This is a genomic window from Paenibacillus ginsengihumi DSM 21568 (assembly GCF_000380965.1).
Classification (GTDB): domain Bacteria; phylum Bacillota; class Bacilli; order Paenibacillales; family NBRC-103111; genus Paenibacillus_G; species Paenibacillus_G ginsengihumi.
The window spans coordinates 1-1357 of the sequence record NZ_KB905689.1 but is presented as its reverse complement, the minus strand read 5'-3'; the positions used below and the strand labels follow the sequence as shown (position 1 = coordinate 1357).

Annotated in this window: 2 protein-coding genes and 1 pseudogene; all 3 read right to left on the bottom strand. The window is 56.2% G+C overall.

Going from position 1 to position 1357, the window contains the following annotated elements; genetic code table 11:
- Positions 1 to 141 precede the first annotated feature (141 nt).
- Positions 142 to 372: a DUF5348 domain-containing protein gene (locus tag F591_RS31120; RefSeq protein ID WP_083935640.1), complete on the bottom strand. Its 231-nt coding sequence runs from the start codon at positions 370 to 372 to the stop codon at positions 142 to 144.
- Positions 344 to 1171, bottom strand: a complete 828-nt coding sequence (gene istB / locus F591_RS0127020) for an IS21-like element helper ATPase IstB (RefSeq protein WP_019537643.1) — start codon at positions 1169 to 1171, stop codon at positions 344 to 346. Before istB ends, F591_RS31120 begins: the two co-directional genes overlap by 29 nt.
- Positions 1165 to 1357: pseudogene (locus F591_RS32200) on the bottom strand (IS21 family transposase); the annotation flags it as partial. The gene istB and the pseudogene F591_RS32200, both read right to left, overlap by 7 nt.

Sequence of the window (1357 nt, the reverse complement as noted above, 5' to 3'; positions counted from 1 at the left end):
TGTCAAGGCCGGATTTAAATTGACCCACTTCGCCGGTTTAAATTTGACCCACTTCGACGAATTAAGGGTCTAGACTTGCTGATTCTCCCTGCAATCGAACGTTTCATTTCTCCATCTCTGTCAATCTTGGCGTCATTACAGCTATGCTTCGACAGACACGGAATACGCGGAGCGCGGATGCAGAATAAACCGGGTTTTGTCGGGCAGTTCCACATACCAGGTCGTGTCCAATTCCAGGCGACACCCTACATAAGTACGCCCGATCTTAAGGCCGAATCGTTCGCCGCAGCTCATCCGATACCAACGGCCTCGCAGCTTCACGCCCCACTGGTCTTTCGACGGATCATAGGTCAGGAAGGCGTTTTTCCGCATGGTTGGCCTCCTTCCGTACGGAACGTGAAGATACCGGATCCGGGGGCGTCCCGTACACACCGGCTTTCATCTTGTCTTTCAGCCGGTAACTTTGCCCGCGAATGTTGACGATGTGCGCATGATGCAGCAGACGGTCCAATATCGCCGAAGCCAGTACCGAATCTCCAAACAGTTCGCCCCAATCCCCAAAGCTCTTGTTGCTGGTGAGAATCATGCTGCCGCGCTCGTAGCGGGTGCTGATGAGCTGGAAGAACAGATTCGCCGCAAGCGAATCCATCGGCAAATACCCGACTTCGTCGATAACCAGAATCCGCGGTCGCAGGTATTGACGCATTTTCGCATCCAGACGATTGGCGTGATGGGCACGCCGGAGTTCTTCCACGAGCTGCGTAACGGTCGTGAAATAGACCGAAATGCTCTTCGTTAACGCCTCTACGGCCAAGGCGATCGCCAGATGGCTTTTCCCTACGCCGGGTGGACCGAGGAAGACCACATTGGCCGCCTGACGGACGAAATTCATCGTGGCCAGTTCATCGATCAGCTTCTTGTCCACGCTGGGCTGAAAGGCAAAGTCGAACTCCGCCAGCGTCTTCTGGTAAGGCAGGCGCGCCATGCGCATCTTGGTTTGAATATTGCGCCTCAGCCGCTGTGCCAGTTCCTCGCCGAGCAGATCGACGAGAAACGACACATACGTCCACTGCTTGTCCGTCGCCTGTTGCAGCCGGCTTTCCAACACATCGGCGGCGGCAAACAGTTTCAGCTCCTCCAATTGCCCGCGCGCTTGATCCAGCTCTAGCATGAGCCCATCACCGCCAAGGCCTCATACTGCGCAAGGGAACGTTTCTCGACTTCAGGCGCCCAGACCTCGCGGCCCAGCGGTTTCGGTTTCAGCGCACCTTCCGCGGCTTTCAGCCCTTCGTATTGTCCCGGCAGTCTCACCATGCCGCACCACAAATTCGACTTCTCATGCACCGCGATGCGCTCG